Annotated in this window: 21 protein-coding genes and 1 pseudogene; 9 read left to right on the top strand and 13 right to left on the bottom strand. The window is 63.8% G+C overall.

The features are described from left to right. Positions 1–5 precede the first annotated feature (5 nt). Positions 6–455 carry a dUTP diphosphatase gene (dut, locus tag Q3Y64_RS06135; protein ID WP_101941381.1) on the top strand — a complete coding sequence of 150 codons (450 nt, stop codon included), beginning with the start codon at positions 6–8 and terminating at the stop codon, positions 453–455. Between the two features lie 46 nt (positions 456–501). Then, a pseudogene (locus tag Q3Y64_RS06130) lies at positions 502–1,254 on the top strand (YoaK family protein); the annotation flags it as partial. Positions 1,255–1,339: 85 nt separating this feature from the next. Here the strand turns inward: Q3Y64_RS06130 and Q3Y64_RS06125 are convergent. Then, the gene (locus Q3Y64_RS06125) at positions 1,340–3,553 is read right to left on the bottom strand and encodes an NADP-dependent isocitrate dehydrogenase (RefSeq protein WP_303560484.1); all 2,214 of its coding nucleotides are present in this window, start codon (positions 3,551–3,553) and stop codon (positions 1,340–1,342) included. 220 nt (positions 3,554–3,773) lie between these two features. Between Q3Y64_RS06125 and sthA the strand changes: the two genes are divergently transcribed. Beyond that, a complete protein-coding gene (gene sthA, locus Q3Y64_RS06120) occupies positions 3,774–5,162 on the top strand; it encodes a Si-specific NAD(P)(+) transhydrogenase (protein WP_101941378.1) in 1,389 nt (462 codons plus the stop codon). 105 nt (positions 5,163–5,267) lie between these two features. Beyond that, positions 5,268–5,849 (top strand): hypothetical protein, encoded by a 582-nt coding sequence (locus tag Q3Y64_RS06115; RefSeq protein WP_303560483.1) that lies wholly within the window; start codon positions 5,268–5,270, stop codon positions 5,847–5,849. A 15-nt stretch (positions 5,850–5,864) separates the two neighbouring features. On the opposite strand, the gene folE2 is transcribed toward Q3Y64_RS06115, so the two are convergent. From folE2 to Q3Y64_RS06095, 4 genes are all read right to left on the bottom strand, one after another. Further along, entirely contained in the window at positions 5,865–6,677 is an 813-nt protein-coding gene (gene folE2 / locus Q3Y64_RS06110) for a GTP cyclohydrolase FolE2 (RefSeq protein ID WP_101941376.1), read from the bottom strand. 78 nt (positions 6,678–6,755) lie between these two features. Beyond that, entirely contained in the window at positions 6,756–8,606 is a 1,851-nt protein-coding gene (gene dxs, locus Q3Y64_RS06105) for a 1-deoxy-D-xylulose-5-phosphate synthase (protein ID WP_101941375.1), read from the bottom strand. Between the two features lie 36 nt (positions 8,607–8,642). Beyond that, a complete protein-coding gene (locus tag Q3Y64_RS06100; RefSeq protein WP_303560482.1) occupies positions 8,643–9,536 on the bottom strand; it encodes a polyprenyl synthetase family protein in 894 nt (297 codons plus the stop codon). Then, complete coding sequence (locus Q3Y64_RS06095) at positions 9,533–9,769, bottom strand: exodeoxyribonuclease VII small subunit (protein WP_303560481.1); 237 nt, start codon at positions 9,767–9,769, stop codon at positions 9,533–9,535. The genes Q3Y64_RS06100 and Q3Y64_RS06095 overlap by 4 nt, the downstream gene beginning before the upstream one ends. A 94-nt stretch (positions 9,770–9,863) precedes the next feature. Between Q3Y64_RS06095 and Q3Y64_RS06090 the strand changes: the two genes are divergently transcribed. Beyond that, positions 9,864–10,973, top strand: a complete 1,110-nt coding sequence (locus Q3Y64_RS06090) for an aromatic ring-hydroxylating dioxygenase subunit alpha (protein WP_101941372.1) — start codon at positions 9,864–9,866, stop codon at positions 10,971–10,973. An 11-nt stretch (positions 10,974–10,984) separates the two neighbouring features. On the opposite strand, the gene Q3Y64_RS06085 is transcribed toward Q3Y64_RS06090, so the two are convergent. Then, complete coding sequence (locus Q3Y64_RS06085) at positions 10,985–11,428, bottom strand: hypothetical protein (RefSeq protein ID WP_303560480.1); 444 nt, start codon at positions 11,426–11,428, stop codon at positions 10,985–10,987. 226 nt (positions 11,429–11,654) lie between these two features. Between Q3Y64_RS06085 and Q3Y64_RS06080 the strand changes: the two genes are divergently transcribed. The 4 genes from Q3Y64_RS06080 (at position 11,655) to Q3Y64_RS06065 (ending at position 15,657) form a co-directional block, all read left to right on the top strand. Next, positions 11,655–12,659 carry a sulfate ABC transporter substrate-binding protein gene (locus Q3Y64_RS06080; RefSeq protein ID WP_303560479.1) on the top strand — a complete coding sequence of 335 codons (1,005 nt, stop codon included), beginning with the start codon at positions 11,655–11,657 and terminating at the stop codon, positions 12,657–12,659. Positions 12,660–12,807: 148 nt separating this feature from the next. After that, entirely contained in the window at positions 12,808–13,665 is an 858-nt protein-coding gene (gene cysT / locus Q3Y64_RS06075) for a sulfate ABC transporter permease subunit CysT (RefSeq protein WP_303560478.1), read from the top strand. After that, positions 13,662–14,540 carry a sulfate ABC transporter permease subunit CysW gene (gene cysW, locus Q3Y64_RS06070; protein WP_303560477.1) on the top strand — a complete coding sequence of 293 codons (879 nt, stop codon included), beginning with the start codon at positions 13,662–13,664 and terminating at the stop codon, positions 14,538–14,540. Before cysT ends, cysW begins: the two co-directional genes overlap by 4 nt. Positions 14,541–14,583: 43 nt before the next feature. Beyond that, positions 14,584–15,657: a sulfate/molybdate ABC transporter ATP-binding protein gene (locus tag Q3Y64_RS06065; RefSeq protein ID WP_303560476.1), complete on the top strand. Its 1,074-nt coding sequence runs from the start codon at positions 14,584–14,586 to the stop codon at positions 15,655–15,657. 183 nt (positions 15,658–15,840) lie between these two features. On the opposite strand, the gene Q3Y64_RS06060 is transcribed toward Q3Y64_RS06065, so the two are convergent. From Q3Y64_RS06060 to Q3Y64_RS06030, 7 genes are all read right to left on the bottom strand, one after another. Beyond that, positions 15,841–16,425 carry a hypothetical protein gene (locus tag Q3Y64_RS06060; RefSeq protein WP_101941366.1) on the bottom strand — a complete coding sequence of 195 codons (585 nt, stop codon included), beginning with the start codon at positions 16,423–16,425 and terminating at the stop codon, positions 15,841–15,843. Between the two features lie 23 nt (positions 16,426–16,448). Next, positions 16,449–16,925, bottom strand: a complete 477-nt coding sequence (cueR, locus tag Q3Y64_RS06055; protein WP_101941365.1) for a Cu(I)-responsive transcriptional regulator — start codon at positions 16,923–16,925, stop codon at positions 16,449–16,451. Between the two features lie 45 nt (positions 16,926–16,970). Then, the gene (locus Q3Y64_RS06050) at positions 16,971–18,968 is read right to left on the bottom strand and encodes a methyl-accepting chemotaxis protein (protein ID WP_303560475.1); all 1,998 of its coding nucleotides are present in this window, start codon (positions 18,966–18,968) and stop codon (positions 16,971–16,973) included. A gap of 97 nt (positions 18,969–19,065) precedes the next feature. Next, a complete protein-coding gene (locus Q3Y64_RS06045) occupies positions 19,066–21,501 on the bottom strand; it encodes a heavy metal translocating P-type ATPase (RefSeq protein WP_303560474.1) in 2,436 nt (811 codons plus the stop codon). 121 nt (positions 21,502–21,622) lie between these two features. After that, positions 21,623–22,486 (bottom strand): TorF family putative porin, encoded by an 864-nt coding sequence (locus Q3Y64_RS06040; RefSeq protein WP_303560473.1) that lies wholly within the window; start codon positions 22,484–22,486, stop codon positions 21,623–21,625. A 57-nt stretch (positions 22,487–22,543) separates the two neighbouring features. After that, entirely contained in the window at positions 22,544–23,335 is a 792-nt protein-coding gene (eutC, locus tag Q3Y64_RS06035; protein ID WP_303560472.1) for an ethanolamine ammonia-lyase subunit EutC, read from the bottom strand. Further along, positions 23,332–24,726 carry an ethanolamine ammonia-lyase subunit EutB gene (locus Q3Y64_RS06030; RefSeq protein WP_303560471.1) on the bottom strand — a complete coding sequence of 465 codons (1,395 nt, stop codon included), beginning with the start codon at positions 24,724–24,726 and terminating at the stop codon, positions 23,332–23,334. The genes eutC and Q3Y64_RS06030 overlap by 4 nt, the downstream gene beginning before the upstream one ends. Positions 24,727–24,733: the final 7 nt, after the last annotated feature.

The raw sequence follows: 24,733 nt of genomic DNA, 5'->3' as shown, positions 1-24,733 counted from the left end.
TCAACATGCACCAACTCGACATCAAGATTCTCGACGCCCGTCTGCATGACAACATGCCGCAGTACGGCACTGCCGGTGCGGCTGGGCTGGATTTGCGTGCCTGCATCAATGAGCCGCTGACGATCAATCCCGGTGACACGCATCTGATCCCCACCGGCATGGCCATGCACCTGGAGGATCCGCGGCTGGCTGCGATGATCCTGCCGCGCTCGGGCCTGGGCCATAAGCACGGCATCGTGATGGGCAATCTGGTCGGTTTGATCGATTCGGACTATCAGGGGCAGGTGTTTGTATCGACCTGGAATCGTGGCAAGGAGCCTTTCACGATTCAGCCTATGGACCGCATCGCGCAGCTGGTGGTGGTGCCGGTGGTGCAGGTGAAGCTCAACGTGGTCGAGGCTTTCGAAGCGACCGAACGCGGGGCAGGTGGTTTCGGCAGTACTGGCCGGCAGTAAGTTTGGCGTCGGTGCCTGGCACCGGAGTGGAAGGTGTATCAAGAGCATGCCCATCGATTACGCACGACGTTTGACGGGTCGGGTTCGCAGCGCAGAAAGCAACCGGCATCTGGGTTTCACCCTGGCGTTCGTGGCCGGTGCGACCAATGCGGGGGCCTATCTGGCCACCCGTCAATACACCTCGCACATGACCGGCATTGTCTCCTCGATGGCCGACAATTTCGTGCTCGGCAATGTCGGGATCGCTCTGGCCGGGCTCGGGGCGCTGCTGTCGTTTCTTGGCGGGGCGGCGACAACGGCAATCATGGTCAATTACAGCCGGCGGCGCGCTCGGCACAGCGAGTATGCCTTGCCGCTGCTGCTGGAGGCTGCGCTGCTGCTCTCCTTCGGACTGTTGGGGGCACGCCTGTCGGTGATTGAGGGGCTGTTCGTGCCGGTGACCGTGATGCTGCTGTGTTTCATGATGGGGCTGCAGAACGCCGTCATCTCCAAATCGTCCAATGCCGAGATCCGTACCACCCACATCACGGGTGTGGTGACCGATATCGGCATGGAGCTGGGCAAACTGTTCTACTGGAATCGCTCGAGCGACCCCCTGCACCCGGATGTGCGGGCAAACCGCGCCCGGCTCAGGGTGCTCGGATCACTGCTTTTGAGTTTTTTTCTGGGAGGGCTGCTAGGGGCCTATGGTTTCAAGTATGTGGGCTATCTGGCGACGTTGCCGCTTGCCTTGCTGCTGGTGCTGATGGCAGTGGTGCCGGTGCTGGACGACCTGCGGCTTCACCGGCCCTGGCGTCGGGGCTGAGGCGGGCGAAAAAAAGCCCCGCAGTCCGGGGCTTGGGCATTCTGGGGCGTGGTGGATACCACGCCCTTTTCATGCGTGCTTACTTGATACTGGCCAATGCGGCGTTCAGCGTGGCGCTGGGGCGCATGGCTTCCGAGCACTTCTCCGGAGCGGGGTGGTAGTAACCGCCGATGTCCACTGGCTTACCCTGTGCGCCGATCAGTTCGCCGGCAATCTTGGCTTCGTCGGCGGTCAGCTTTTCGGCGACCGGTTTGAAGATGGCCTGCAGGCCGGCATCCTTGCTTTGAGCCGCCAAAGCCTGTGCCCAGTAAAGGGCGAGGTAGAAGTGGCTGCCACGGTTGTCGATCTGACCAACCTTGCGGGCGGGCGACTTGTTGTTGTCGAGGAACTTGGCGTTGGCTTCGTCCAGCGTCTCGGCCAGCACGGCGCCCGCCTTGTTGCCGGTCTTGACGGCGAGTTCTTCGATCGACACCTGCAGAGCCAGGAATTCGCCGAGCGAATCCCAGCGCAGGTAGTTCTCTTCGAGGAACTGCTGCACGTGCTTCGGTGCAGAGCCGCCGGCGCCGGTTTCGTACATGCCGCCACCGGCCAGCAGCGGCACGATGGAGAGCATCTTGGCGCTGGTGCCGAGTTCCAGAATCGGGAACAGGTCGGTGTTGTAATCGCGCAGCACGTTGCCGGTAACCGAGATGGTGTCCTGGCCGGCGCGGATACGCTTGAGCGACAGCTTGCAGGCTTCGACCGGGGAGAGCACGCGAATTTCCAGTCCGCTGGTGTCGTGATCCTTGAGGTAGGTCTCGACCTTGGCGATCAGGTTGCGGTCATAGGCGCGGGCGTCATCCAGCCAGAAGATGGCCGGGGTGTTGCTGGCGCGCGAGCGGGTGACGGCGAGCTTCACCCAGTCGCGGATCGCGATGTCCTTGGTCTGGCACATGCGCCAGATGTCGCCGGCTTCCACCTTGTGTTCGGTAAGCACGCTGCCGTCGGCGGTGATGACGCGCACTACGCCGTCGGCCGGGATCTCGAAGGTCTTGTCGTGTGAGCCGTATTCTTCGGCCGCCTGGGCCATCAGACCGACGTTGGGCACGGTGCCCATGGTGGTCACGTCGAACTTGCCGAATGTCTTGCAGTCTTCGATCACGGCCTGATACACGCCGGCGTAGCAGCGGTCGGGAATCGCGAACTTGGTGTCCTGCTGCTGGCCGGCAGCGTTCCACATCTGGCCGGAGGCGCGGATGGCGGCGGGCATGGAGGCGTCGACGATCACATCGCTCGGTACATGCAGGTTGGTGATGCCCTTGTCGGAATCGACCATGGCGACCGGCACGGCAGCTTCGGCGGCGCGCAGGTCGGCTTCGATGGCTTCCTTCTGGGCGGTCGGCAGGGTCTGGATCTTGGCGTAAGCGTCGCCGATGCCGTTGCGCGGATTCACGCCCAGCTTGGCAAATACGTCGGCGTACTTGGCAAACACGTCCTTGTAGAAGGCCTGCACGGCGTAGCCGAACATGATCGGGTCGGAGACCTTCATCATGGTGGCCTTCAGGTGCAGCGAGAACAACACGCCCTTGGCCTTGGCGTCGGCGATCTGCACTTCATAGAACTTGCGCAGGCCCTTGGCGCTCATGAAGGTGGCTGCGATCAACTCCTCCTGCTGCACTTTCACTTCCTTGAGCAGCTTGGTGTTGCCTGCGTTGTCGCTGAACTCGATCTTCACGCTGCCGGCGGCGGCGATCACGGCGGATTGTTCGTTGCCGTAGAAGTCACCGTTCACCATGTTGGCGACATGGGACTTCGACTCAGCCGACCAGGCGCCCATCGAGTGCGGATGCTTCTTGGCGAACTGCTTGACGGCGTTGGCCACGCGGCGATCCGAGTTGCCTTCGCGCAGCACGGGGTTCACGGCGCTGCCGAGCACCTTGGCGTAACGGTTCTTGATCTTCTGCTCGGCTTCGCTGCCCGGCGCTTCGATGTAGTCCGGCACGGCATAGCCTTGCGCCTGCAGTTCCTTGATGGCGGCCTTGAGCTGCGGTACCGAGGCGCTCACGTTGGGCAGCTTGATGATGTTGGCTTCCGGTGTCTTGGCCAGTTCGCCCAGCTCGGCGAGGGTGTCGGGGACTTGTTGCTCGGGCTTCAGGGCTTCGGGGAAATTCGCCAGGATGCGCGCGGCCACCGAAATGTCGCGGGTTTCGACGGTGATGCCGGCTGGCTGGGTAAATGCCTGCACGATGGGCAGGAAGGAGTAGGTAGCCAGTGCCGGGGCTTCGTCGGTCAGGGTGTAGATGATTTTGTTCATGATCTTCTCTTGGGCTCTTGGGGACGGCGCTGGGCTCCGCGCGCGAAGGCGTGAGTATAACAATCTGCCCGGAGGTTCGATGCATCCATCGTGGTGCAGACGGGTGCGTGACGGGTGGAATTGGGCAGGGGTGGGCTTTCCGCCTATCGCGGCAGGCCTAAAGCTTGGATAATGTCTTCTATAAGAGCAAGAATCAGCCCCAGCATATCCGGAGAGAAACATGCAGCAATACGACGTGATCGTGATCGGTTCAGGCCCCGGCGGTGAGGGTGCCGCCATGAAGTGTGCCAAGGCTGGCAAAAAAGTGGCCATGGTCGAGGCCTACACCCAGGTGGGGGGCGGCTGTACGCACTGGGGCACGATCCCGTCCAAGGCCTTGCGGCAGGTGATTTCGGGCCTGCGCGAAATGCGCGACAGCCCGCAGTTTCATGACTCGACTGATCTCAATGTAAGTTTCCCTGACCTGCTGCGCACGGCCGAGAGCGTGATCCGCAAGCAGGTCAGCATGCGGCAGAATTTCTACGATCGCAACGGTGTCCAGGTGATTCACGGCCGCGCCCGTTTCCGTGATGCACAGACCATCGAGGTGGCGCTGAACAACGGCGGCCACGAGGTGTATGGCGCCAAGCAGTTCCTGCTGGCGACCGGTTCGCGCCCCTACCACCCGGCCGACATCGATTTCACCCACCCGCGCATTCACGACAGCGACAGCATCCTGCGCCTGACCAAAACGCCGGAATCGATCACAATCTATGGTGCTGGGGTGATTGGCTGCGAATACGCGTCGATCTTCCGCAATCTCGGCTGCAAGGTGAACTTGATCAACACGCGGGATCGCTTGCTGTCCTTCCTCGACGATGAAATCGTCGACGCGCTGGCCTATCACCTGCGCGAGCAGGGGGTGCTGGTGCGCCACAACGAGGAAGCCGAGCGCGTGGTGGTCGAGGATGACGGCGTGGTACTGGAGCTCAAGTCCAACAAGCGCATCAAGACCGACTTCCTGCTGTGGGCCAACGGCCGCCAGGGCAACACCAATGACATGGGCCTCGAGGCGCTGGGCATCGTGCCGGACAAGCGTGGCGCGGTCGCGGTGAATGAGAACTACCAGACGGCTGTGCCGCACATCTACGCGGTGGGCGACGTGATCGGCTGGCCGAGCCTGGCTTCAGCGGCCTATGACCAGGGCCGTCACGCAGCGGCGCATCTGGTGGATGGTTCATCCGGCACAGAACTCGCACGTGACATCCCGACCGGCATCTACACCCTGCCGGAGATTAGCTCGCTGGGGCGCACCGAGCGCGAGCTGACAGAGGCCAAGGTGCCCTATGAGGTGGGCCACAGCCTGTTCAGGAGCCTGGCTCGCGCGCAGATCACCGGCCAGACCACCGGCATGCTGAAGATCCTGTTTCACCGCGATACGCTGGAGGTGCTGGGCATCCATTGTTTCGGTGCGCAGGCCTCGGAGATCATCCACATTGGTCAGGCGATCATGCTGCAGCCGGCGCCGCACAACAAGATTACCTATTTCGTGAATACCACCTTCAACTACCCGACCATGGCTGAAGCCTATCGGGTGGCGGCCCTGAACGGTTTGAACCGGCTCTACTGAGCACCGCCTGGCACAATTGTTTGCGCTTCAAGAAAAGCCCTCCTCGCGAGGGCTTTTCTTTTGAACCAAGCTGAAGCGTGGATTTGTCTGGGTGGGAGAGCGGACATGAGAGGTGGCTTCATTGCGCTTTGGCTGGAGGCGGTGCTATTCAGGCTGCTGGGCCTGAATGCGCGCGCTGCGGCGATCTTTCACCATCTGCTGAATCTGCATCAATGCGTCTCCTGTGCCCGGCATTACGCAGCCTTGGCCGTGCAGCGCGGGATGCGGGCCGAGGCAGCGCTGGCGCTGGAGCAACTGGTGCAATGGGCGCCACAGGATGTTGATGCCTGGTTTGAACTGGGCTGCGTGCGGGATGATCTGGGGCGCAAGCATGATGCGGGCGAAGCCTTTCGTCAGGCTGCACGCCTGCAGCCGGATGAAGAGCGGGGCTGGTATGCGCTGGCGCGCATGCACATGGATCTGGGCGAATTCGCCTATGCCATCACGCCCTTGCGGCGGGTGCGCGAACTGATGCCGCTGAGCCCGCTGCCGCTTTACCTGATGGGCTTGTGTCAGCAGCGCTGCGGCAATGAGGCCGCTGTTCGTGAGGCGGTCAGACGCCTAGTGGAAATCGATCCGCTGCGCGCAGCGCAGTTGATCGAGGAGACCGGCAACGAGCGTTTGCGCTGCCTGTTGCCGTCCGCCTGAGCCTGGCGGAGATACTCAGGCCGGCTGCAGGCGCTTGTCGCGTTCGATCAGCGCGTAGGCCGAGTGGTTGTGGATCGATTCGAAGTTTTCGGATTCAACGATGTAGGCCACGACGCGGGAATCAGCATTGAGGCGGCCGGCCACATCACGCACCAGGTCTTCGACGAACTTCGGGTTGTCGTAGGCGCGCTCGGTAACGAATTTCTCGTCTGGTCGTTTGAGCAGGCCGTAGAGTTCGCAGGAGCCTTCGCTTTCAGCGATCGCGACCAGGTCCTCGATCCATACCGGGGTGTTGGTGCGGGCGGTGATGGTGACGTGGGAGCGCTGGTTGTGCGCGCCGTACTCCGAGATTTTCTTCGAGCAGGGGCACAGACTGGTGACCGGCACGACGACCTGCATGGTCAGGGAGTAGTTGCCAGTGGCGTCAATCTCGCCGGTGAAGCAGACGTCGTAATCCATCAGGCTTTCCACGCCGGAAACCGGCGCCTTCTTGTTGATGAAGTAGGGAAAGCGCATTTCGATCAGGCCGGTGTCGGCTTCCAGACGCTTGACCATCTCGCGCAGCATCGGCTCGAAGGACTCCACCGAGATCTCCCGCTCCTGCGTGTTGAGGATCTCGACGAAGCGTGACATGTGGGTGCCCTTGAAGTTGTGGGGCAGGCCGACATACATGTTGAAGCTGGCGATGGTGTGTTGTACGCCGCTGGAGGCACGATCAAGCACGCGCACCGGGTGGCGGATCGACTTGATGCCGACCTTGTTGATGGCCAGCTGACGGCGGTCTTCGAAACCCTGGACGTCAGGGATGGGGGCGTGTTGCGTGCTCATGGGCTGGGGGCTGCGTCTGGCGTCGAGGCCAGACTGTGGTGTGTCATGAAAGCAGTCTAAGAATCCCGACTGAAAAACTCAACTATGGCTGACATAGCCGAGCCGTGCCCGGATGCGCTGCAGGATGGCCGCCTGATCCAGGCCGATCTCGTTCAGGAGCTGGCCCTGATCACCGTGGTCGATGAAATGATCCGGCAGGCCCAGGCGCATGACCGGTGTGCTGAGAGCGGCCTCTTCAAGCACGCGGGCGACTTCGCTGCCCGCGCCGCTGATGATGGCGTTCTCTTCCAGGGTGACGAGCAGTTCGTGGCTGGCCGCGAGTTCGCGGACCAGCTCGGCGTCGATCGGCTTGGCAAAACGCATGTTGACCACTGTGGCGCCCAGCTCCTCGCCCACGCGCAATGCATCGTGCAGCAGGGTGCCGAAGGCGAGCAGGGCCACACGCTGTCCCTGGCGACGGATTTCGCCCTTGCCGAGCGAAATGGCCTGCATTTCAGTTTGTGGCACGGCGCCACAACCGCTGCCGCGTGGGTAGCGAACGGCGCTCGGGCCTTCGTGCTGCCAGGCGGTATAGAGCATCTGGCGGCATTCGTTTTCGTCCGAGGGCGTCATGACCACCATGTTTGGCACGCACAGCAGATAGGAGAGATCGAAGGCGCCGTGGTGGGTGGCGCCATCGGCGCCGACCAGCCCGCCGCGATCGATGGCCAGCATCACCGGCAGGTTCTGCAGAGCGATGTCGTGGATCAGCTGGTCGTAGGCACGTTGCAGGAAAGTGGAATAGATCGCCACCACCGGCTTCATGCCTTCGCAGGCGAGGCCGGCGGCGAAGGTGAGAGCGTGCTGCTCGGCGATGCCGACGTCGAAATAGCGCTGCGGGAATTCCTGCTCGAAGCGCACAAGGCCCGAGCCTTCACGCATGGCTGGGGTGATCGCCATCAGGCGCTCGTCCTGGGCGGCCATGTCGCACAGCCAGTCCGAGAAGACCTGGGTGAAGGTGAGCTTGCCACCGCTCTTGCCGCTCTGGATGCCGGCGGCCTGATCGAACTTGCCGACGCCGTGGTAGAGCGTGGGGTCTGCCTCGGCCAGCTTGTAGCCCTGGCCCTTGCGGGTCACGACGTGGAGGAATTGCGGGCCTTCCATGTTGCGGATGTTCTGCAGGGTGGGAATCAGGGCGTCGAGATCGTGCCCGTCGATCGGGCCCAGGTAATTGAAGCCGAACTCCTCGAACAGGGTGCTGGGCGTGATGAAGCCTTTGACGTGCTCTTCCACCTTGCGCGTGAGCGAGGCGCCAAGCACCTTTTCGCCGGCGCGGCGGGCGGCAGCGTAGGTGCGGCCGGAGAGCAGGCGGGCGAGGATCTTGGTGAGCGCGCCGACCGGGGGCGAGATGGACATCTCGTTGTCGTTGAGCACAACGAGCAGGTTGGCGTCCATCACGCCGCCGTTGTTCAGCGCTTCGAAGGCCATGCCGGCGCTCATTGCACCATCGCCGATCACTGCGATGCCATGGCGCTGCTCGCCTTTTTGCTTGGCGGCCACGGCCATGCCCAGCGCGGCCGAGATCGAAGTGGAGGAGTGGGCGGTACCGAAGGTGTCGTAATTGCTCTCGCAGCGGCGCGGAAAGCCCGAAATGCCTTGGTACTGACGCAGGTTGGCCATGGCTTCACGGCGCCCAGTAAGTACCTTGTGGGCGTAAGTCTGGTGGCCGACATCCCACACGATGCGGTCGCCAGGGGTATCGAACACATAGTGCAGAGCGATGGTTAGCTCCACTGTGCCGAGGTTGGACGAGAGGTGGCCGCCGGTACGGGAGACTGATTCGACGAGGAAGGCACGCAGCTCGTCGGCCAGTTTAGGCAGTTGCTCGCGCGGCAGGGCACGCAGTTCGGCTGGGGTATTGATGCTGTCCAGCAGCGGATAGGTGTTCATGGGGGCGTGGCCTTGTCTTGTTATGGTGTGCCGGGCTCAGAACTGGCGGCTGGTGATGTAGTGGGCAAGCTCACGCAGGCGGCTGGCTTCGCTGCCAAAGCCGGCGAGGGCCTGTTCGGCTTCGGCGGTGAGTTCAGCGGCAAGGGCGCGGGATTCGGCGAGGCCGAGGATGCTTACATAGGTTGGCTTGTCATTAGCCGCGTCTTTGCCAGCTGTCTTGCCGAGGGTGGCGGTGTCGGCGGTGGCGTCGAGGATGTCGTCGACCACCTGGAACAGCAGGCCAATGCTCTTGGCGTAGCGATCCAGATGCTGCAAGGCTTCGTCGCTGACTTCGCCGGCGAGCGCACCCAGCAGCACGGCGGCACGGATCAGCGCGCCGGTCTTGTGCAGGTGCATCACTTCGAGCTCGGCGCGCGTGAGTTCCTTGCCGACAGAGGCCAGATCGATGGCCTGGCCGCCGGCCATGCCGCGCGAGCCCGAAGCTCGCGACAGGGTATGGAGGGCACGCAGCTGACGTGCCGGGTCAGCAAACAGGCCGGGCGCCGAGAGGATGTCGAAGGCCTGGGTCTGCAGGGCGTCGCCAACCAGTAGGGCTGTGGCTTCGTCGTATTGCACATGCACCGTAGGCTTGCCACGGCGCAGGGCGTCGTCGTCCATGCAGGGCATGTCGTCGTGCACCAGCGAATAGACGTGAATGCATTCCAGCGCGCAGGCTACGGCGTTGAGACTGGCCACCGGGGCGCCGGAGAGTTCGCCGGCTGCAAAAGCCAGCAGCGGACGGACGCGTTTGCCACCGCCGAGCGTGGTGTAGCGCATGGCTTCGTGCAGCCGCTCGGGCGCGATGCCAGCGGCGGGCAGGGCGGCTTCCAGGGCGTGCTCGGCGCGTTGCTGCTGCTGCGCCATCCAGTCGGTGAATTTTGGGGCGCTCATGGGTTTTCCTCACCAGGCAGGTCGGTCAGCTGGTTGTTCTCGAGAATCCGGATCTTCTGTTCAGCCGCCGCCAGGGTGCCTTGGCAGTGACGCAGGAGCTCTACGCCACGCTGATAGCTGGCGAGCGCGTTTTCGAGGGGCAGGTCGTCGCGCTCCATGGCGGCAACGATGCCTTCGAGCTCAGACAGTGCCTGTTCGAAGCTGGTGGCTTGTTCTGCGGATTTTCGGGCCATTGTGCTCACGCGTGCATGCCGGGCTGCCCCGGGGATAAACCGGCGATTATAATTTATTGCTCCCGGTTTCCGGGCTGAAAGGATCAAGCGCACCATGTCTTCTAACGCAACACCCGTCCAGCTGGCCCCGGCAGTCTCGCAGCTGCCTGTTTCAGCCTACTTTGATCAGGCTCTTTTTGAAGTGGAGAAGCGCCTGCTCTTCGATGCCGGGCCGGGTTACGTGGGGCATGAGCTGATGGTGCCGGAACTCTCCGATTACTACACGCTGGGCTGGCAGGACCACGGTCGCATGCTGGTGCGCGGTGAGGACGGGGTGCATCACATGTCCAACATCTGCCGCCATCGCCAGGCCATCATGCTGGAAGGGCGGGGCAAGGCACGGAATGTTGTGTGTCCGGTGCATCGCTGGACTTATACCAAGGAGGGCGAGCTGATCGGCGCGCCCCATTTTCCGCAGAATCCCTGCCTGAACCTGGACCGACAGAAGCTGGAGTCCTGGCAAGGCCTGCAGTTCAAGGGGCCACGTTCGGCCAATGCTGATCTGGCCGGCATGCAGCTGGCGCCCGAGCTGGATTTCACCGGCTATGTGCTGGGCCATGTCGAGCATCACGAATGCAATTACAACTGGAAGACCTTCATCGAGGTCTATCTGGAGGATTACCACGTTGCGCCTTTCCATCCGGGTCTGGGCAACTTCGTGACCTGTGACGACCTTTCCTGGCAGTTTGGCGACTGGTATTCGGTGCAGCGGGTAGGCGTGACTTCCCTACAGAAATCCGGCAGCCCGGCCTATGCGCGCTGGCAGAAGGCGGTCCTGGCCGCCAATGGCGGCGAGTTGCCCAAGCACGGCGCGATCTGGCTAACCTACTTCCCCAACATCATGGTCGAGTGGTATCCGCACGTGCTGGTGGTGAGTCACCTTCAGCCGCTGGCGGTGGACAAGACCCTCAACGTGGTCGAGTTCTACTACCCGGAAGAGATCGCGGCTTTCGAGCCGGAGCTGATCGAAGCGGAGCGTGCTGCCTACATGGAGACGGCGATCGAGGATGACGAGATCGGCGAGCGCATGGATCGCGGCCGCCGCGCCCTGCTGCGCGAAGGGCGCAGCGAGGTAGGCCCCTATCAGTCACCGATGGAAGATGGCATGCAGCACTTCCATGAGTTCTATCGCCGCGTGATGGGTGCGGCGCTCGACGGCCGCTGAGCCTTTGCCGCTCAGTTGACGTGCACCTTGCAGGTAGTCTCGTAACGCAGATCGTCGTTCTTGTCGCGGATCTTGAAGCGGTAGGAAATGTCGCCAGTGCTGTTGATGACGAGAGTCTGAGTGAATTTGCGGCCGGTGCCGTCGGTGCTGCTGGTCGCTGAGACCAGGCCGCTGCCGATCGAGTGACCGTCACCGATGCCCCATTCGGGTTTGAGCGGTTCGACGTCACCGGTGGTGTTGACCGTGATCGTCATCAGGATGGTCTGGTTGCCGCTGGTGCGCGACACCGTTTTCCAGTTCTCGCCATCGCAGGAGTCGGAGTAGCTATCGAGCTTGACGCTCTTGGTGATATCGGCCCAGGTGTCTGCAAGGTCGTTACCGCCACCGCAGGCACTGAGCGCAAGAGCGGCGAAGCTTGTGATCAGGCTGAGGCGGAGCAGGGGGGAGGATTGCATGATTTTCTTTCTGGCTGACGAGAGATGTCGGGGCTTGCTTGCGCGGCAGTCGCCCGTTTTTTCAAGCATAGCGAATGGCGGGACGGAAGCGGCCCTCGTGCTGGGGGCTAGCAGACGTGCGGCAGATCGTTATTCTCAATAGTTCTTTGTGAATCTATTTTTGTTTTAGAAGTGGATAAAGGGGTGCGGCATACTTGCAGCATCCTGCCCCCTACGGAGAAAGAACATGCACCAGATCCTCAAATCCGCCGTTGCTGCGCTGGCCCTGCTGGGCTTCGTTGCGGGCGCCCAGGCCCAGCAGAAAGACATCCTCAACGTGTCCTACGACGTTGCGCGTGATGTGTTCAAGGACTACAACCCGCGCTTCATCGCGGCCTACAAGGCCAAGACAGGCGAAGAGCTGATCGTGAAGCAGTCCCACGGTGGCTCTTCCAAGCAGGTGCGCGCGGTGGCGGACGGCCTCGAGGCCGATGTGGTGAGCATGAACCAGCCGACCGACGTCAGTTTCCTGGCCGAGAAGGGCTTGCTGGCCGCTGACTGGAACAAGAAGCTGCCCAACAACGCTTCGCCCTATACCTCTACCATGGTGTTCATCGTGCGCAAGGGCAATCCCAAGGGCTTCAAGGACTGGAGTGATCTGACCAAGCCCGGCGTGACGATCACCATCCCGCACCCTAAGAACACCGGTAACGGTCGCAATACCTACCTCGCTGCCTGGGGCTGGGCGCTGCGTCAGCCCGGCGGTAATGAGAAGACGGCAGCGGCCTTCGTGGGCAGCCTGCTCAAGAATGCGCCGGCCTTTGCGCCCGGCGGGCGCGACGCCACCACCAACTTCATTCAGCGCGGGCAAGGTGATGTGCTGATCACCTTCGAGAGCGAAGCCGAGCTGATCGCGCGTGAGTTTGGCCGTGGCAACTTTGATGTGGTCTATCCGAGCCAGTCTCTGTTGACCGAATTCCCGGTTGCTGTCGTCGATAAAGTTGTCGACAAGCGTGGCACCCGCAAGCAGGCCCAGGCTTACCTGGAATTCCTGTGGAGCAAGGACGGCCAGGAAAACGCTGCGCAGAACTATTTGCGTCCGCGCGATGCCGAAGTGCTCAAGAAGTACGCTGCGCAGTTCCCGCCGATCAAGACCTTCACCGTGGAAGAAATCTTCGGTAGCTGGGACAAGGCTTTCACCGCCCACTTCAAGGACGGTGGCAGTTTCGATCAGGTCTATCAGGCAAAATAAGAGAACAGCAAGCAAACGATTCTGGTCGTACTGAGGTGCTGCCCGTGGTGGAGCGCCTGGCCAGAAGCGTGGCGTTACACTTCGCTTTGCTACAGTTCTCAAGCCTTCTCGAACAAGGACGGGCCGGCCATGCCGGCCCGTTTTCATCATGACAAGCAAAAAACATCACGTGCTGCCCGGCTTTGGCCTCTCGCTCGGCTATTCGCTGGTCTATCTCTCGCTGCTGGTGCTGATCCCGCTGGCCGGACTGGTGGCCCGCAGTGCCGAGCTCTCGTGGGCTCAGTTCTGGCAGATCGCCACGGCTGAGCGGGCACTGGCGGCCTATCGCGTGACTTTCGGCACCGCCTTCATCGCCGCTTGTGTGAATGGGGTATTCGGCCTGATCGTGGCCTGGGTGCTGGTGCGCTACGAATTCTTCGGCAAGAAGCTGGTGGATGCCTTCGTGGATTTGCCCTTCGCCTTGCCGACCGCGGTGGCCGGCATCACCCTGACCACGCTGTATGCCAATACCGGCTGGGTTGGTCAAATTCTCGAAGGCTGGCTCGGCTTCAAGGTGGCCTTCACGCCGGCCGGCATTGTGGTGGCGTTGATCTTCATCGGCATTCCCTTCGTGGTGCGCACGGTGCAGCCGGTGATCGAAGATATCGAGCCGGAAGTGGAAGAGGCGGCCGCCAGCCTCGGCGCCTCGCGCTGGCAGACTTTCCACCGGGTGCTGTTCCCGGCCTTGTTCCCGGCATTGCTGACGGGTTTCACGCTGTCCTTCTCACGCGCGGTCGGTGAGTATGGTTCGGTGATCTTCATTGCCGGGAATATGCCGATGGTGTCTGAGATCACGCCGCTGCTGATCATCTCCAAGCTGGAGCAATACGACCTGCCGGGCGCCACGGTGCTGGCGGTGGTGATGCTGGTGATCTCCTTCGTGCTGCTCTTGTCGATCAATCTGCTGCAGTGGTGGACTGCCAATCGCCACACGGGCCGCCATGTGGATGAAGGAGCACAGGCATGAATCAGATTCGCACCGTGAATACCGAGTCGCGCGGCGTGCGCTGGACGCTGATGGCTCTGGCCTTTGCTTTTCTGTTCTTCTTCCTGGGCCTGCCGCTGCTGTCGGTGTTCGCCGAGGCTTTCCGCCAGGGCTTTGGCCCTTACTGGCAGGCGCTGGCCGAACCAGAGACTCTGGCCGCCATCTGGCTGACGGTGTTTGTGGCACTGGCCGTGCTGCCGCTCAACATCCTGTTCGGCGTGGCCACTGCCTGGGCGGTGGCCAAGTTTGAATTCAGTGGCAAGAGCCTGCTGACGACCCTGCTGGACCTGCCTTTCGCGGTCAGCCCGGTGGTCGCAGGCCTCCTCTTCATCCTGATTTTCGGACGCCAGGGCTGGTTCGGGCCGTGGCTTGCGGCGCATGACATCAAGATCATCTTCGCCTTGCCCGGCATGATCATCGCCACCATGTTCATTACCGTGCCCTACATCGCGCGCGAGCTGATTCCGCTGATGCAGTCGCAAGGCAAGGACGAGGAGGAGGCAGCCGTATCGCTGGGCGCTTCGGGCTGGCAGATGTTCTGGCGGGTGAGCCTGCCGAACATCAAGTGGGGCCTGCTCTACGGCGTGATCCTGTCCAATGCTCGGGCGATGGGCGAGTTCGGTGCGGTGAGTGTGGTCAGCGGCCACATCCGCGGCGAGACCAACACCCTGCCGCTGCATGTGGAAATTCTCTACAACGAATACAACTCGGTTGGCGCGTTTGCCGCGGCCTCGGTGCTGGCGCTGCTGGCGCTGGTCACGCTGGTGGCGAAGACCTTTGTGGAATGGCGGATGCAGAAGGAGACGGACATGCTCAATGCCGTGCTGCCGCCGGAGAAAACCACAGCAACGAATTGAACGACGGGTTTGAGGCCCGTTGATCTGCACAAGGATTTGAGTCATGAGCATCGAAGTCAAAAACATCAGCAAGCGTTTCGGCAATTTCGTGGCGCTGGACAACATCTCGCTGGAGATCCCGACCGGCGAACTGGTCGCGCTCCTTGGTCCTTCCGGCTGCGGCAAGACCACGCTCCTGCGGATCATCGCCGGCATGGAGTCGGCCGACGCCGGTTCGGTGCTGTTTCACGGCGAGGAAGCCACCCACGTGCATACCCGCGAGCGCCAGGTCGGCTTCGTGTTCCAGCACTACGCGCTGTTCCGCCACATGAGCGTGTTCGAGAACGTGGCCTTCGGCCTGCGCGTGAAGCCGCGCGCCGAACGCCCCTCGGAAGGCGAGATCCGCGAGCGCGTGATGAAACTTCTGAAGCTGGTGCAGCTGGACTGGCTGGCCGAGCGCTACCCCTCGCAGCTCTCGGGTGGGCAACGCCAGCGCATTGCGCTCGCCCGTGCCCTGGCGGTGGAGCCCAAGGTGCTGCTGTTGGACGAGCCTTTTGGCGCGCTGGATACCCAGGTGAGAAAAGAATTGCGCCGCTGGCTGCGCCACCTTCACGACGAAATGCATATCGCATCGGTATTCGTGACCCACGATCAGGAAGAGGCGCTGGAAGTGGCCGACCGCGTGGTGGTGATGAACAAGGGCCACATCGAGCAGCTGGGCACGCCGGACGAGGTGTACTCGGCGCCGGCCACGCCTTTCGTGTATCGCTTCCTCGGCAACGTGAATGTGTTCCACAGCCGTGTGCACGGGCAGTGGGCCGAGGTGGATCGGGCTGCGCATGTCGCCAAGGATGACGCGCTGGCCTTTGTACGCCCGCATGACATCGAGATCCAGCGCGAGTCCTCCGCCGGCGCCTTGTCAGCCGGCGTGCTGCATGTGCAGGCCATCGGCCCGCTGGTACGGGTGGAAGTCGAACACCAGGGTGAGATCTTCGAGGTCGAGCTGACTCGCGAGCGTCATAACCAGCTCGCGCTGGCCGCCGGCGAAACCGTCTGGCTGCGCCCGCGCAACCTGCGTGTGTTCCAGGGCGAACAGATGGTCAGTTCCCAGACCTTTGATCTGGGTGCTGGCATCTGAATCAAGCAGGCGCGTGGGCCGATCTCGAAACACTGGCGCACGTAGTTTTACGCGCCTTGTTTAGACCTCTGCCTGCTCGCTACGCTTTCTTTCTGATTCCGGCTCTGGACGGCTTTCGTTGAAGCGGCCTTGGACCGCGCCTGCAGAATGTATCGTTTGAGCGGCATGGCTGTGCCGCTGCCCTCAAGCTGCTGTGCGTGGCTTGAATACCTGGCGCCGCATTTCCTCGCGTGAAGGCAGAGCGGAGGCCGGCCACCGCAGCACGCGCAGGCGATGGCTGCGCAAGAGGGTCTGGGCGCGCTCGATCATCGGATCTCCCGGGCTGCGTTCGATGAAGATCACCACGGCGGGGCTGAAGTCCTTCTTGCAGATCACGAAGTCCGCGCTGACGCGTGGCGGCGGTGTGCCGTGGGCGTCCAGCAGGGTAGCAATATCGACGCTGGTCAGCAGCGGGAAGCCGGCGGCGACGTCGGCGTGCAGCAGAAGGAATGCGTCCTGGGCCGGGCCATCAAGTAGGGGGCGGCGCGTACGCGGTGTGGTGTCCACCACGGCGGCGGCTGGCGTGACGGGCAGGGGTTTGATTTCAAAGGTTTCGTGAGCCGGCAACGGGTTGCCTGCTTCGGCTTCCTTGACCAGTTGCTGAAGCTGGTAGGCATCGAAATCGTTGTCGCGCTGGCCGAAACGCTGTTGCCAGACCCGCCAGGCCCGGTACAGGAAGAACGCCATTACGCCGAAGAAAACCGTGAGGATCAGACCGTACACGAGCATGCCTCCAAAATCGTCGGCGAATTCTAGCGGGATTGGCCGGGCCTTGCGCCGCCTTCGATCATGTCGCTGTGGCCGGCCAGATCAGCCAGGATCGGGCAGTCCGGGCGGGCGTCACCCGCGCAGCAGTGGTTGAGCTGGCTGAGGGTGGCGACCATGCCTTGTAATTCGGCGATGCGGGTCTGCAGATCGGTGATATGGCGGGTGGCGATAGCTTTGACGGCCGCGCTGGAGCGCTGGCGATCCTGCCACAGGGTGAGCAGCTCGCGGATTTCTTCCATCGAGAAGCCGAGCTTGCGGCTACGGGCGATGAAACGCAGGGTGTGGATGTGGTTGGCGCCGTAGATGCGGTAATTGGCGGCGGTGCGTGGCACCGCGCCCAGCAGGCCGAGGCTTTCGTAGTGGCGCACCATCTTGATCGAGACGCCGCTGGCGGCTGCGGCAGCGCCGATGTCCACAAAGCCGGCTTCAAGCGCGTCGGCGTGTTCGATGCTGGCGGGCATGAGAATTCCTGGCGAGGCAAAGCGCCAGTTTACGCCGGGCTTCTTTCAGAAACGTACATATTCTCCTGAGTCCGAATTGAAGCCGGCGCGGGGGCGAGGTGTCGCCCCGGATGCGCGTGGCGCGCTGCCGCCCGCGCGCGGGGCTGACGCTGTGCCGAGCTTGAAAAAGGCCATCAGCGTCTGCAACTGGCCGGCCTGGCTGTTCATCTCTTCGGCGGTGGCGGCGAGCTCTTCGGCCGAGGCCGCATTCTGCTGGGTGAGCTGGGCGAGCTGGCTCAGTGTGGCGTTGATCTGGGTGACGCCGTCGGACTGCTCATTCGAGGCGCTGGCGATGGCCTGTACCAGTTCGGCGGTCTGCTGGATTGCCGGCACGATCTGCTGCAGCAGCTTGCCGGCGTTTTCAGCCACATGCACGCTGCTGCTGGCGAGACTGCCGATCTCCTGTGCGGCGACCTGGCTGCGCTCGGCGAGTTTGCGCACTTCGGCGGCTACCACGGCGAAGCCGCGCCCGGCTTCGCCTGCGCGGGCCGCTTCGATGGCCGCGTTCAAAGCGAGCAGGTTCGTCTGGTAGGCGATGTCGTCGATGATGCCGATGCGCTGGGCGATCTGTTGCATGGCCTGCACGGTCTGGCTGACGGCCGCGCCACCTTCATTCGCTTCACCTGCGGCCTTGAGCGCGACTTCATCGGTGCTATGGGCGTTATCCGCGTTGCGGGTGACCGAGCTGCTCATCTGCTCCATGGCGGCGGAGGTCTGCTCCACGCTGGCGGCCTGCTCGCTGGATGACTGGGCCAGCGACTGCGAGGTGCCGGTGATCTGGCTGGCGGCCCCCCCCAGGCTCTCCGAATTCGCGCGGACCTCCTCGATCACGCGGGCGAGCTGCCGGGTCATGCCCTGCATGGCGGCCAGCAACTGACCCACCTCGTCGCGATTGTGCACTTCGATGCGGGTGCCCAGATCGCCTTCGGCGATCTGCTCGAAGAGGCCGACGGCGCCGGCCAGCGGCCGGCTGATCCAGCGCCGGCCACAGAGCATGATGCCGCTGGCGATCAGGATGGCCATGATCACGGCGGCGATCAGCAGGTCGCGCAGGATGCCGCGCGCGAAGCGGGTGAATTCATCGAGCGGGCCGGTGGAAACGATCAGCCAGTTCCAGTGCTCGAAGCTGTTGAATACTCCGAGCTGTTCGGTGCCGGCCTTGCTGTCTTTGGCTGAGCTGAAGTGCAGGGCGCCGTTTTTCCCTTCGATCATCGTGCGTAGCCAGGGATGGCTGTCGCCGAGCAGGTTCTGGCCTTCGGCTTCCGGATGCACCACGGCCTTGCCGGCGTCCACACCGCTGCGCTCAAAGATCAGCACATGGCCGCTGTCTCCCACGGCGATGGCGCGCACCTTCTGCTTCAGGGTGACGAGGCCCTCGGTGAAGTCGATGCCTATGAAGCCGATGCCGATCACCCGGCCATTTTCGAGCAGCGGGATGTAGCGCGTGATGTAGTCGCGGCCGAAGAGCTTGGCGCGGCCGGTGTAGGCCTGCCCGGCGAGTGCCGGGGCATAGGCTGGGTGGGTGTGGTCGAGTCGGGTGCCGACGGCGCGCTTGCCGGCGGCATCCTTGACCGAGGTGGCGAGGCGGGTGAAATCCTCGCCGTCCTTCACGAAGAGGGTGGCGACCGCGCCGGAAGCGGTGCTGAAGCTGTCGATCAGAGGCGTGGCTTTCGCCTCGCTGGCGGCGATGTCCTTGTTGCGGGTGGTTTCGGGCACGCCCGCCTGCAGGCGCGAGACGAATTCGCTGCCGAGCATGGCGGCGGATTGCTCCAGATTGGCGGCATAGACCTCGATCATGTCCACGATGCGCTGGTTGGCCGTTTGCAGCGCGCTGGTGGCGTTGGCTTCGAGCTGGGTGGACAGCGAGCGCGCCAGATACAGCCCGGCCACACTGAAAACGGCGGTGAGCAGGGCCAGAGTGAGCAGGCTCAGCTTGGCGGCAATCGGCAGATTGGCCATGCGCTGGCGCAGGGACGGGCTGTGGATCTGGGCATCTTCTTGCATGCGGCGCTCCTTCGAGGCAAAGGCCTCTCCTGAGCATTAGTGCCCCGAAGCGGTTGCTGCACCGTGGCCTGCCCGATGGGTGGGGGCGCCTTGCCCGTCAGTGTCGCAGTGGCCGGCGCGCCAGCAGTAAGGCGTTGCTGACCACGCTGACGCTGGAAAATGCCATCGCTGCGCCGGCGATCACCGGGTTGAGCAGGCCGGCCGCGGCCAGCGGAATGCCGATCAGGTTGTAGATGAAGGCCCAGAACAGGTTCTGGCGGATCTTCGCCGAGGTGCGGCGCGAGATGGCCAGGGCGTCGGCGACCCGGCGCGGGTCCGCATGCATCAGGGTGATGCCGGCCGCAGCCATGGCCACATCGGTGCCGCTGCCCAGGGCGATGCCCACGTCGGCGGCGGCCAGCGCGGGGGCGTCGTTGATGCCGTCGCCGACCATGGCCGTCGTGCCGAATTTCTCGCGCAGTTCGGCGACGATGCGGGCCTTGTCCGCCGGCAGTACCTCGGCGTGCACATCCTCGATACCGAGCTGTGCGGCGATGACCGCGGCGCTCACGGCATGGTCGCCGGTCAGCAGCACCGGGCGGATGCCGGCCGCTTTGAGTTCGGCGATGGCCTCCTGCGCTTCGGGGCGCGGGCTGTCGCCGAAGGCGAGCAGGGCGAGGCGTTGTTTGCTGCTCAGATCGATCAGCCAGGACACGGTGCGGCCTTGCGCCTGATGCGGTGCGGCCTCGGCCGCGAGTGCGGCGGCATCGAAGCCCAGCTCATTTAGCCAGCGCAGGCTGCCCAACGCGTATTCGCGCCCTGCGATCGTGGCGCGAATGCCGCGCCCGGCCTCGGCCTTCACGCCGGTTGCCGTCGGCACATCAAGGCCTTGCGCGGCTGTGATGACGGCTTGCGCCAGTGGGTGCTCGCTGCCGGCTTGCAGGGCGGCGGCAATCTGTAGCCCGGATGGAGGCTGCAGGCCGGAATCCGGGGATTGTGGCGCAAGGGGGGCTCCCGGATTCCGCTGCGCTGCATCCGGGCTACTTTCGAAAGCCATCAAGCTTGGCTTGCCGAGGGTCAGGGTGCCGGTCTTGTCGAAGGCCACCACCTGCACGCGATGGGCGATCTCTAGCGCTTCGGCGTCGCGGATCAGGATGCCCAGCTTCGCAGCCGCCCCGGTGCCGGCCATGATCGCGGTGGGCGTGGCGAGCCCCAGCGCGCAGGGGCAGGCGATCACCAGCACCGCCACCGCGTTGAGGATGGCCTGCTGCCAGTCGCCGGCGGCTAGCCCCCAGCCGAGCAGGGTTACGAGCGCAATCACCAGCACCACCGGCACGAACACTGCTGCGACCTGGTCGACCAGATGCTGGATCGGCGCTTTCTTGGCTTGGGCGTTTTCGACCAGTTCGATGATGCGGGCCAGTGCCGTCTGCGCGCCGACCGCCGTGGTGCGCAGCGCGATGAGGCCTTCGCCATTCACGCTGCCGCCGATCAGCACCGCGCCCGGCGTACGCACTACCGGCAGGCTCTCGCCGGTGATCAGCGACTCATCGACCTGCGATTCGCCCTCGATCAGCACGCCATCGGCCGGAATACGCTCGCCGGGGCGCACGATCACGATGTCATTCACGCGCAGCTGGCCAAGCGGGATCTCCTGCTCGCTATCGGAGCTGCGAATACGTGCAGTTTCCGGCCGCAAGGCTTGCAGGGCACGGATCGCGGCGGTGGTCTGGCGCTTGGCGCGAGCCTCCAGCCACTTGCCCAGTTGTACCAGAGTGATCACCACGGCGGCGGCTTCGAAATAGAGATGCGCGCCATGGCCCTGGAACAGCAGCCACAGCGAGAGGAAATAGGCCGCGCTGGTGCCCAGCGCGACCAGCAGATCCATGTTGCCGCTGCCGGCGCGTGCCGCTTTCCAGCCCGCGCGGTAGAAGCGCGCGCCGAACACGAACTGCACCGGCGTGGCGAGCGCCCACTGCAGCCAGCCAGGCAGCATCCAGTGCTGGCCGAAGGGTTCGACGAGCATCGGCGCGAGCAGCGGCAGGCTCAGCGCGATGCTGCAAGCGAGCGAAAACAGTTGCCAGCGCTGGCCGGCGGAGGCGCCGGCGGCCGGAGCGGCGGCCTGATGCAGCCGGCTCGGGAAGCCCGCTTTTTCAAGTGCTGCGAGCAGGGGGGCAGGATCGGCATCGAGGCGGGTTTCGATGCGCGCGGATTCGGTGGCCAGACTCACCTCGGCCACTTCCACGCCGGGCTGTTTGAGCAGGGCTTTCTCGACCCGCGCTACGCAGCTGGCGCAGCTCATGCCACCCACGTCGAGCTGCAGGGTGCGGCGCGGCACCTCGAAGCCGGCGCGGCGCACGGTGGCAAGCAGCGCCGCGAAGTCGGCTTCTCCCACCACGCTGGCGCGCTCGCTGGCGAGATTCACACTCGCCTCAGTCACACCGGGTGTGGCGCGCAGCATTTTCTCCAGTCGCGTGGAGCAGGCGGCGCAGGTCATGCCCTCGATGGGGAAGGAGAAGTGTGTCGGAGGGGCTATAGGGGGGGGCGCGCTCATGGCAGGGCTCCGGGTCAGGACACACTGACTCTAGGGCTTCCCATCATGGCAGGGTCAAGCGGGAGGAAGAGAAGCTGCGAAGCCACCCGTGCCGGACGGGGCTCCGCAGCCCGGGTGTGACTCAGAAAGCCTTGCTGAGGGTGACGACCGTCTTGTCCTTGGCGATGTTGGAGGCCGAGGTGGTGTCGGCAAGACTCAGGAAGCCTTTGTAGGCATCCGGTTCGCTGGAGCCGTAGTAGGCCAGGCTGGCGGACCAGCCGTCGACGAAGCTATGGGTAACGCCGAGCTTGTAATAGGTGATGTCCAACCCTGTGGCATTGGCGATGATCTGGCGGCCGAGCTGGCCGTTGAGGTTCCAGCCTTCGGCCACGTCGAAGCTGCCATTGAGTTCGTAGAAGTAGGAGCCGCGCGTGCTGCCGGTAACGCCGGCCGTGCTGTCGCCGGCAAAGCCTCCGCCGACCGGCGAGTTGTTGGTGCTCCAGCCGAAGTATTCGGTGAGGGCACGGCCGGTCTTGAAGCTGAGCCCCTTGTAGCTCAGCGAAATGAAGGCTTCGGCAGTGTTGAGCTCGTTCGGATCGTTGTAGCCGGTGAAGCTGGAGTTCTTCCAGTTGCCGCCCGGGTAGGCGTAATAGATCACGCCGAGGTCATAGCCGACGGTGTCGGCGATCGTGTTGCGGTAGCCCGTGAACAGATCGGTTTCAACGGAAGCGCCCGGCAGCCAGTGGTCCGACACGTTGGAGGCGAAGAAGCCGGCATAGAAGCCGGAGCTGTGATCGGCCTCGATGCCGTATTGCAGGGCGGGCTTGCCCCAGGTCTGAGATTGGCCGCGGAAGATGTAGTCGCTGGTCAGGCTCAGGCTGCTGGGAAAGCTCCAGTCCGGAGTGGCGGCCGGTGCGGCGGTTTCCTGGGCATGAGCGGGCAGCGCCAGGGCCAGGCCGAGGGCTGCGAGGGCGGCAGGGATAGTGCGTTGTGCGAGGGTGAGCATGGTTCTCTCCTGTCAGGCAATGGTTGGGGTGGAACGGGAAGCGGGAAAAGCTGAGGTTCAGTCGCTGCCGGATAGCTCCGGCATAGGGGTTCGGGATTCCAGCGCCGGTGTGTCGCTGTCGTCCTTGAGGTCGACACCCGTGCGCCCCAGCTGGCGTGCGCCCGCGATCAGGAAGGCCAGCTTGCGGGCCGCTTCGGCGTAGTCGAGGCCTTCCGGGCGGACGTTGGAAATGCAGTTGCGCCAGGCATCGGTGAGGCCGATACGCGGCCCGCCGGTGAGGTAGATGCCGAGGCTGTCCGGCGAGGAGAGGCCGGGGCGCTCGCCGATCAGCACGGCGACCAGCGCAGCGTTGAGGAGCTGGCCGACTTCGTCGCCTAGCGCCACACGGGCTTGGCTGGCGATCACCACCGGTGCTTCGCGCAGGGTCGGGAAATAGGGCCGCAGGGCTTGCAGCAGGGGCAGGGTGTGGCGGCTGATGGCGAGGGACGAGAGACCATCGGCGACCACGATGAGCAGTGGCAAGGGCGCGGCCGGAGCAGCCTGCTTCAGCAGCTGGGCGCTGCTTGGTGCGAGGCGGCGCCCGAGGTCCGGCCGGCGCAGGTAGGTGGCGCGGTCCGTGGCCTGGCTGGCGACCTGAATGCTCTGGAAGCCGGCTAGTTGCAGATTGTGTGCGAGGGCTTCGGCATCCAGTGCTTCATGTACCGCATCGCGCGCCTGGGCATGGGCGAGTCCGAAGCGCAGCACTTCGGCGGTGGGCAGGCTGACGCCACTGCGGCCGAGCGCCAGGCGTGCCGGGGTGAGGCTGCGCAGGCGTGTCCACGGGTCCGGTGTGATCGGCAGCTTGCTCATGTCTGCCCCCAGGCGCTGCCGGCCATGGCGAGCAGCGGCTGTTGTTCGGTTTGTGGCAGGAGTTCGCCGCGGTAATCGGCGATCCCCATGCGCTCCAGCCATTCTTCGAATTCCGGTGCGCGGCGGCGGTTCAGCACGCGGCGCAGGTAGAGCGCATCGTGGAAAGAGGTGCTCTGGTAGTTGAGCATGATGTCGTCGGCGCCGGGCACGCCGATGATGAAGTTGATGCCGGCCACCCCTAGCAGGGTGAGCAGGGTGTCCATGTCGTCCTGATCGGCTTCGGCATGGTTGGTGTAGCAGATGTCGCAGCCCATTGGCAGGCCCAGCAACTTGCCGCAGAAGTGGTCTTCGAGACCAGCGCGGATGATCTGCTTGCCGTCGTAAAGGTACTCGGGGCCGATGAAGCCGACCACGGTATTCACCAGCAATGGCTGGTAGCGCCGGGCGAGGCCATAGGCGCGGGTTTCGAGGGTCTGCTGGTCGGCGCCGTGATGGCCGTTGGCCGAGAGCGCGCTGCCCTGACCCGTCTCGAAATACATCACGTTGTTGCCCAGCGTGCCGCGATTGAGGCTGCGTGCGGCGTGCATCGACTCTTCAAGGATCGCTGCGGTGACGCCAAAACTGGTATTGACCGCCTCGGTGCCGCCGATGGACTGGAAGACCAGATCCACCGGCGCACCTTTTTCGATGGCGCGGATGGTGTTGGTAACATGGGTGAGCACGCAGCTCTGGGTGGGCACCGCGTACTGCGCGCGGAAGTTGTCCATCAGGTGCAGCAGGGTGGTGATGGCTGGCAGGCTGTCGCTCGCCGGGTTGATGCCGATCACCGCATCGCCGGCACCGTAGAGCAGGCCATCGAGCATCGAGGCCGCAATGCCGCGGGCATCATCGGTCGGGTGGTTGGGCTGCAGGCGCACCGCGAGGCGGCCGCGCAGGCCCAAGGTATTGCGGAAACGGGTGATGACTTCGCATTTCGCTGCGACCAGAATCAGATCCTGATTGCGCATCAGCTTGCTGACGGCGGCCACCATTTCCGGGGTCAGACCGGGGGCCAGCGCGGCGAGCTCCGTACTGCCTGCTGCGTCTGATAGCAGCCAGTCGCGGAACTCGCCGACACTGTGCCCGGCGACCGGGGCGAAGGCCACGGGATCGTGATCGTCCAGGATCACGCGGCTCACTTCGTCCACTTCATAAGGAATGATTATTTCTTCCAGGAAGCGCGCCAGCGGAACGTCCGCCAGCGCGATCCGGGCCGCCATGCGCTCCTCGCTGGTGGCCGCCGCCACCCCGGCGAGCAGATCGCCGGAGCGGAGCGGGCTGGCCTTGGCGAGCAGGGTCTTGAGGTCGGCGAACACATAACGCCTCACCCCCACGCTGGCGGAATACGACATTTTTCCA

This window comes from Uliginosibacterium sp. 31-12, from assembly GCF_030548425.1.
GTDB classification, from domain to species: domain Bacteria; phylum Pseudomonadota; class Gammaproteobacteria; order Burkholderiales; family Rhodocyclaceae; genus Uliginosibacterium; species Uliginosibacterium aquaticum.
This window is presented reverse-complemented; position numbering and strand designations above follow the sequence as displayed.